At 42.6% G+C, this 9037-nt stretch carries 3 protein-coding genes; all 3 read right to left on the bottom strand.

The window, feature by feature from the left end; translation table 11 throughout:
- Positions 1 to 84: 84 nt before the first annotated feature.
- Positions 85 to 1773, bottom strand: a complete 1689-nt coding sequence (locus QZ359_RS06620) for an alpha-L-fucosidase (RefSeq protein ID WP_293964421.1) — start codon at positions 1771 to 1773, stop codon at positions 85 to 87.
- A gap of 1 nt (position 1774) precedes the next feature.
- A complete protein-coding gene (locus tag QZ359_RS06625; protein WP_293964423.1) occupies positions 1775 to 5563 on the bottom strand; it encodes a sugar-binding domain-containing protein in 3789 nt (1262 codons plus the stop codon).
- Between the two features lie 236 nt (positions 5564 to 5799).
- On the bottom strand, positions 5800 to 9037 hold a 3238-nt coding region (locus QZ359_RS06630; protein WP_293964425.1), incomplete at its 5' end, for a ZmpA/ZmpB/ZmpC family metallo-endopeptidase.

A 9037-nucleotide genomic window follows, 5' to 3' on the forward strand; every position in this document is an offset into this window, starting at 1 on the left:
TTATACCACAGTTTTAAATCTAATTTTACTAGATTCGATGGTTCTATCTATTTATTCGAAAAGGAAATGAATTGTGAAGATATTTTATCTCGTTTCAACTAAAATATGAGCTTGATCAACCAATTGTCCATCAACAGTCAGATTCAGATAGAGATCTAAGGTCTTATCAGCGGCAAAATACAGGGTTGGTAGGCACAAATCTTTTGTGCTTTCCCCTGCTTGGAATTGAAGGACTTGAATCTCGTCCTGATAGGCGACACCATGGACACCTGTCCCCGGTTGAATCGAAATCTTAGCCTCCAAAGGATTATTACTTTCGCTACGTTCAATCCTAAAATAAAGAGTCTCTCCCTTTGCTACAGCTAGACTTTTTTCTGCAAATGCTAGCCCCTGAACAACTACTTTTTGTGATAACCTCGGAGTTTTATAGAGTGAAATCTTGGTCAATACAGGCTTAGATTGCGCCTCGGTAATCATCACGCGCACCTTCTGTGCCTCTACTAGCGAACCTCGCAAGAGACGCTTATGACCAACTGTGAAGCCCGTACCAAATTCTTGCCAGACGCCGTCCACCTCTACTTGCACATGAAAAGCAGCGATTCGTTGCCCCAGCTTCAAATCTTCTCTTAACTCAAGAACATCGAAAGTTTTAGGCGCCCCTAAGTCTAGTTCTAGTTGGATGGGCAAGTCTGCATCGCTTGCCCATGAACTAGTCTCAAGACCGTCTGTCAAATGGCGACAATCAAAGTCTGCGGAAAGTGCTGGACCAGATACCTTAGCTCCCAGAGTCAAATCTTCTTTATAGAGCTCATTGCGATAGGCCGCAAATTCATAGAGGCGTTCAATATCCTTTGCATCAAAGAGCCCATCTTTATTCGGCGGAATATTGAGTAAGAGAGGTGTGCCTCTCCCCACTGAGTGAAAATAGATTTCGACCAACTCCTCAAGTGACTTAGGATCCTGCTCTTCATGGTAGAACCAGCCCGGCCGAATGGAAACATCTGCCTCACCGATTGAGAAAATCGTGCCTGAAGGATCCCCATGCTGAAGATAGCCCAACTCTGCTTCTGTCCCTAATTTTTCAGGATTCACCTTTTGCCACAGGGGATTACCTGCGTACCCTCGTTCATTGCCAATCCAGCGAATGCTGGTGCCTTCTGTTGAAAAAATCAAGCAATCGCCCTGAAGCTCACGAATGGTTTCAAACCATTTTTCAAATTCATAATTAACCTTTTGAACGCCCTCTCCTCTGGCACCATCCATCCAGATCTCAGCAAATTTCCCTCCATTGCCATAGGCAGGATTTGATAAAATTTCCTTCAGCTGAGCCAGATAATAGGCATTATAGTCCGCTTCTCGGTCCACATGATAGAGGGGGCTTTGGGCGTCCCACGGCGATAGGTAGACCCCCATATCCATATCAAACTCTGTGGCAGCTTGGGATACTTCAAGGAGCAAGTCCCCCTCTCCATTCCTCCAAGGACTGGCCTTGACCGAATAATCTGTGTGAGCTGTCGGATAGAGGACAAAGCCATCGTGGTGCTTGACCACCAAAATCAACTTCTTAAAACCCGTTTCTTTGAGCACGCGAACCCACTCACGCGCATCTAACTGTGTCGGGTTAAAGCGTTCAGGATCCTCCTGACCTGTCCCCCATTCCTGATCATAAAAGGTATTTGGCCCAAAATGGATAAATGCTGCTAGTTCATCCTCTAAATAAGCTAGCTGGGCCTGACTAGGCAAGGGCCCATGCGGTTTTATTTCTCTTACCATACTACTTCCTATCTACACTTTTCTTTACTTTTTTGGCATATACTTGCAATTCGGTTAAGGCTAGGGGACTAGTCAAACTTTCAAATCGAAGACGAAGGGCGTAAGTCTTCACCTTATCAAATTCAAAACGAAGCTCTTCATCCTTGTCACTTGACACTTTTCGGATGCCTGATACAGGGCGCCAATTCTCCTCTTGTTTGAGTAGAGAATCCTTGTCCAAATGGTTGGGAGTCCGAGGCAAGGCAGGCTCATTCCCTACATAATAATCGATAAAGGTCGGCTCAACGGCCACATATTCTTGATTTTCAACATAATACAAGGTCAGGTTATCCACAAATCGCGGTTTTAAAATCCCTGCATCTCCAAACAGAATACCCACGCTGGCTTGCTCTGACTTGGCAATCCAAGTATTGGCTGTCGATTTCTTCCGAGCAATAACCTTGTCATTGAGATATGAGGCTGGGTGATTCGGCTCTGAATGGGAAGCAAAGACCAGAGGCAGGTTGGATCCTGTCCACTGATCGGAAATAACTTCCCCATCTACACTGACATCTGTCACATGAATGGTGACTGTTGCTGGCAACTCACAGCCCGCTACTTGTCCTGTGAGCACACTTTCTCCTACCTGAGCATAGACTTGAGGTTCGAGTCCATCCCAAGTCACCTTGGCCGTATCTCTTCTGCCATCTGATAAGACTAGCTTGACTCGATCTGGTAAATGTGGGACTTCCTTGACAAGCGTCCAAACCTTTTCAGGCTCAATAGCGCAAATCCCTTGGACACAAACCTGAGCAGAAGCCTTTATATCCAGCCCCTCAAGATGACCAGATACCGTAAATTTATGAAAGCTTGCTATATCTTCTTCGGAGATTGCCTCCCAAACAACCTTGACTCGTTTTGCACCACCGAACTCATAGTCCACCAAAACTGAAGATGGCAGCTGTGGATAAGTTCCCTTAGCTGTATACAAGCGAAGTGATCGTACAGAAACTGCCTGCCCTAGTGAGGTATTTTCTGCCACCTGAAAATGAGTTTGATAGGCCTTCCCTTGATAAAAGGCGCGAATAGCCAAGTCCCCTGCAGACAAGCAATAAAGCACTCCCTGCTTGATAATGGCGTGGGCACTACCACTCGTCTCCCAAATCACTTCACTATTCCCCACCTTGTTCACAGGGTTATCCACAGTTTGTGGATAAAGTCCAATAGCTGGGGAATCTCCTTCTTGTAATCCGGCCTGCTTGTCCACTCGAATCTCAAATAAGCGCTTATTTCTCACTGGTTGGGTAGCCAAAGCCTCTCCCACTAAGATATCAAAACTTGCTGGCTCTAGCCCTCTGGCACTGGCTTTTACTCTTACGTGACCTGCCTGATCTAAACTCTGAATCAAAAGGACACCTCTGCCATGAAAGGCTTGCCGCTTAAACCGACCATTTTTCTGAGCCTGGTAACGTTCACGACTAGCCTGCCTACCATTATCCACACCTACAATACGAGCAGGGCCTTCAATTTTAAAATGAAGCTGATTGGAAGCACTCGGTACCCAATTTCCATCCTTGTCCAATACATCAAAATAGAGATAAAGGAGGTCTTGCCCATCTGGCTCCAGTTTTGTTTTCTCGGCATGTAACCCGATTTTGGCTGGCTTACCTGCAGTCACCACCCTATCTTCTGCCACAATCTGACCTTGATAATCATAGGCTACAGCATGCAATTCTCCTGGTTGATAAGCCAAACGCCATTCGAGATAAAGTTGTTCAGAACTTGCTCCCTCTTGGTATTTTCTACCATCTGAAGTCCATTTTTCCTGAAAATTCTTTCTGCCTTGGGATTTTCCATTGAGAAATAGCTCTACTGAACCAGCATTTGAATACACTCGAACAGGGATATCCCCACACTTATCCACAACTTGTTGATAACTCTTGTGGATTTCCCAATTCCAGTGGGGTAAGATATGAACCATGGGATGCTGATCTAGGTCCAACCACTGACTTTGATAGAGATAATAGTCATTTTTAGGAATCCCTGCCGTATCCACGATCCCAAAATAGGAACTCTTTACAGGCGTATCATTTTGATTGTGCCAAGGAGTCGGCTCACCGATATAGTCCACTCCTGTCCAGATAAACTGACCTGCATAGTCCAGCCGATTCCTATCTGCTATCCAAGAAGTTGTCGCTGTCTTCCCCCAAGGAACCCGATCATTGCCATAGTCCGACTGTTCAAAATTCCGCACGCGACGATTATCCCCAACCCATTCCTTACCTGGGCGAAAATAGCTATCACGCGTCCGTGTAGCCGATGAAGTTTCAGACCCGTAAAGTCGCCACTTGGGATGTCTTTTGCGAATCCCATCAATATTGTCTTCCGAGTAATTCAAGCCCACCACATCCAGCAAATCAGCAATCTTTTCATGACCTCCAGAACCATCTCCAAAGCGGAACTGATCCATTCCCATGGTCACAAAACGGCTATCATCAACCTCCTTGACTCTTTCTAGCAAGCGTTTGATAGTCTTCAATGAATGAGCATCGCCATTTGCTTCGCTGACTTCATTTCCCAAGGACCACATAAAAATCGCTGGATTGTTGTTGCCACGCTCAATCATAGTGCGCAAATCGTAATCTGACCAGAAATCGCCTGCTTTCGCTTCTGGGTGAGTCGCTTCTTCCTCAAAAAAGCGACCATAATCATATTCTTTCTTGCCTCCATACCAGGTATCAAAGGCTTCTTCTTGGATAAGTAAGCCCATTTTGGCAGCCACATCCAGCAAGATACTACTGGCTGGATTATGCGTGATTCGAATCGCATTGACCCCCATTTCTTTCATCTGACGCAAGCGTCTCTCGGCAGCTGACCTATTTTCCACAGCTCCCAGCGCTCCATAGTCATGGTGCAGACAAACCCCATGAATCTTCAACCAGCGACCATTTAGAAAGAAGCCCTTATCCGCTTGCCAATCCATATAACGGTAACCAAAAGTCTCCTCTTCTTCATCAACCAAAATGCCATTTTTGTAAAGGCGAGTTTTCAATTGGTAAAGGTAAGGATGGTCAATATCCCAAAGCAAAGGTTGAAAAATTGATATGGCTTGTTTGAAATGATATTTTTCCCCAGACTCAATCATTACAGAATCAGTCTCCTGCCAGTCAGAAATACGCTGTCCCTCATACCAGATACTCTGCTCCAAATACACCGACACAGACTGAGGCCCATCATTTGAAACCTTGCTTTCAAGCTGGGTTTCCACCCACGATTGTCTTTGTTCCTTGAGCTTGGGACTTTTTATCTTACTCCCATACAAATCCAGATGTACCGAATCTGTAATCAATAATTTTACTTCTCGGTAAATACCGCTACCAGAGTACCAACGACTGCTAGGTTGCTGATTTTCCACAAAAACCGCAAGCTGGTTGGCAGTCCCGTCATTTCTTAGATAAGGCGTGATATCATAAGAAAAGGGTGTATAGCCATTGGGATAATAGCCTAGCACTTGCCCGTTGATATAGACTTGGGCATTCATGTAAACCCCGTCAAACAACAAACGCACCGATACAAGACTGGCATCTTCTTCCAAGTAAAACTGCGTCCGGTACCAAGCTTGACCACCATTTAACTGACCACCCTCATTTTGCGCTGGCGAATACTGGTCAAAATCATTGTAAATACTCCAGTCATGTGGCACTTGAATAGCCTGCCAATTTTCCCTCTGAAAATCCGACGCCAAGGCTTCTTCTTTCCCCACCTCCTGACTAAAAAACCAGTGATGCCGTAAAACTTCTTCTCTTCTCATACAAGCATTCCTCTTTAAACGATTCAATTTACTTGACTATAGCACAAAACAAAAGCGCTTTCAAGACTTCCTCTATCACTCCCTAAATCCTCAGAAAAGATTCTATAATTTGTGGAAAAGTCTGAAAATCACTCCATATTCAATCAAACTGTAATTTGCAATAAACAATACAAACCTCAAAAGAGACCAAAAAACACCCCTCTGAATGTTCATTCCAGAGAGATGTTCCTTTTGTCTTAGCTATTGTAAATCGATTGTCTAAAGTCATCTGAATCTTTGAGGTAAGCTTTATAAATCACTTTTTTCAGTTTTTGAACGGGAGTTTCGATAAATTTAAACTTTTTAGCCGTTGTATTTCCTGCTTTTATCTGAGCAAGTTCTTCTTTAACAGCTTTATTCATAAGCTCTTGTAATTTTTCTTTACTATCAATCACTTCTTCTTTTCCGTTGTAATTTATAGTAATTCGTTTTAACTTACCTAATTTCTCAACACGCTCAGTTATTTGCTCTTTTTTGAAAGCTGCGTAAGATTTTCCTAAAATGTTATCAAAAATATATTTATCAGATAACGGTTTGCCTTCTTCTTCAGCTTGTTTTTTAAACTGATTTGACACATAAGGTACAAATCCTTCATAATAGCCCAAAGCAGCCATCAATTCAAAGGCTTGTTTTCTAAAGGTGATGTCCCCACTCATACCAGAGTCATTTTGACTAACACCATAAATGGTATCAAACATATCAACAGTATAGTAACCGTTTGCTGCAATCTTACCTTTATCTGAAAAACCAGCAATGATATAACGGTTGACCATGATATGATTGTCAATCAAACTATCAACATCTGTCAATTTTTTGGCATCTTCTAAGTTAAGAGTTTGAATCTCCTCACTCTTATGAGTCGGTTTAACTGCTGGATTACGGTAATCTACCCAAGTTCTAGAACCTGTTGAAGTGATTGGCGTTATTTTTTTGAAATAACTCATCTTGTCTTCTGCAGATAAGTCTTTACTTGCCTCTGCTTCTAGGTAATCTAGAGTATAAAGGACATCAAAACTTCCCTTCATGTAAGATTGCAAATCTTCTGCCGTTTTAAATCGATCAGGTGTTTTATTGTAAAATCCATTCTTATCACTCTCATCATATACAAAGTTGAGATTGAAATAAGTATCCTTTTCTGGATTATAGGAGTTTTCAAAAATACCACGCGCATAAAACTCTGCTCCTGTACCATCTCGACGACCGTGATTATTAAACAAGACCGTTCTATCTAGTAAGTGCGTCATTTCATGAGAATAAGTAGCTGAACCTCTATCATCCAGAACTCTATCTATAAAGTAACGGACACCTAATCCATTGGCCTCAGCTCCCACCTTACTTACTGGAGAATAGTAATTCATAGGAGTCATAAACTGGTCGACCCCCTTATCAGCTCCATTACCAGTAGCTGGTGACCAAGTGCTATCAATCTGGGCATTCAGATCACTTGTATATTTCTTCATCGTATCAATAATCAAACGATTTGTCAGCAACTTATCACGATTTTCTGGTTTTGTTATACGATAAAGAGTATCAACATAGTTGGCTTGTTGTACAGCCGCCTTTTCAATTAAAGACTTGACTCTAGCAAGCTCAGCCTGATACTTAGTTGGATTAGACTGGGCAAGAGAAGTATCTATATAGGAACCAATATTACCATAAGTAATCGTCGCCATATTACTAATCACGTAAACATTTGGTTCTTTCACATTCAAAAGTCCCAAAATAGCAGCCATATTAGCCTCTTGTTTACGAGGATCCTTTTCCCCAGCTGTCAACTTGCTATACAACCCGACATGCGCTGAAGGATTTTCCTTAGATGGTTTTTCAACAATCATAGCTTGGCTAGATTTTTTAAGCCAGGTATCCGCATCATCTGACGTAAAGAGTTGGCGATTGCTGTCTAAAAATTCCTTCAAACTAGCCTTACCTGTAATAGTAGATAAATACTTTGTAAATGTTTGAGGACTATTGGTCAATTTCATCTCTTCATAAGACATGGATCCTAATTTTTTCAAACTATCCAAGGCGGTCATTGTCTTATTGCCAAATGAGCTTGGATTAAAGGCCAGAATATCACGAATATTCGTGTCCCCAAATTGAATATTATAAAAACGATTGATATAAGACAGTCCCAACAAAATCTGCTCTTTGTATTGCTCAAGCTCTTGTTTGACCTTGCTGCGATTTTTAGGGGTATCTCCTATAATTCCCAATGTATGCGAGGCTATCTTTTTGAAACTTGACTCAGCTTGCGTCTTCGTCTGATCAAAGCTTTCTTGAATTGACAGTTTTTGAAGATACTCTGTGCGCAACATATCTTTGACTTCTTGGTCAGTGATATTTGGGTGTGTTTTTCTGAGCGCAATTCTCTTTGTTATAATATCTCGAGGATCATAGGTAGGCTCTAACTGTGCTTTTAGTTTACTGTCATGTAAGAAATCTACTGATCTCACGCTTGTGGTCAGAGCAGACACATCCACAGCATCTTCTCTCTCACTATTAGCCGGAAGTAAGTGTGGTTTATCCTCCTGACTACCAACTAAAACAACTCTCGGTTTCATTAGTTTTGTTATTTGACTCGTTTCTTGAGAATTAACCAATTCACCAGTTTGTTCATTGATAGCGTAGGTTCTGGTAAGTGTATTCTCACCAACTTCACCCTCAGATGCTACCTTTTCTATATTTTTAGCAAGTGAAGAATCCTCTCTTCGCTCCTCAGTAACAGCAATCGGTTGTATTACTTTTTCCACATTACCAACTTGAATCACTTTATCGACTGCTGGATTTACTTGTCTAGTAGTATCAGATACCGTCACCTGACCTGTTGCCTTGTCTAGTTGATAAGTCGTCCTAGTTTCCACCGAACCATCATGCCCTGCAACCGCTACTTCCTGTCGTCTGAACTCCAAAGCAGGATTCACTTGGTAAATCGTTTTATGAGATAGGACAGTAGTTTCAACACTCGGTTTAGTTCCAACTTCTACAACTTGATCAACTTTGTTAACTACTATTTTGACAGTTTTATTCTCAGAAATATTTCCACTTGCTTGATCTTTAGTATAGGTAGTAGTAACTTGTTCTTGTCCCTCAACACCCGGAATTTTTACTCTTGTAACGCCGTGGTCTAGTTTCTCATTCTTTTCATAAACGGTTTCATAAGGAACAGCTTTGGTCTCCACTTTGGTCTGAGGAAGTTGAGTGTCTTCTTTGTACTCTGGGAGAGCCTCCTGTATCTCAGGCTCACCGGAAACGCCACCTTCATAAGACGGAAGAGATGGCTCTACCGAAGGATCGCCGGAAACACCACCCTCATAAGAAGGAAGGGACGGTTCCACCAAGGATTCACCAGAAACACCGCCCTCATAAGACGGAAGAGATGGCTCTACCGAAGGCTCACCGGAAACACCGCCTTCATAAGACGGAAGCGCTGGTTCT

The sequence above is a fragment of the Streptococcus sp. genome (genome assembly GCF_019414905.1).
Taxonomy (GTDB): domain Bacteria; phylum Bacillota; class Bacilli; order Lactobacillales; family Streptococcaceae; genus Streptococcus.

What these genes read in the sequence shown, in the direction of transcription:
- QZ359_RS06620 (WP_293964421.1), bottom strand. Translation starts at nt 1,773, where the DNA reads ATGGTAAGAGAAATAAAACCGCATGGGCCCTTGCCTAGTCAGGCCCAG.
- QZ359_RS06625 (WP_293964423.1), bottom strand. Translation starts at nt 5,563, where the DNA reads ATGAGAAGAGAAGAAGTTTTACGGCATCACTGGTTTTTTAGTCAGGAG.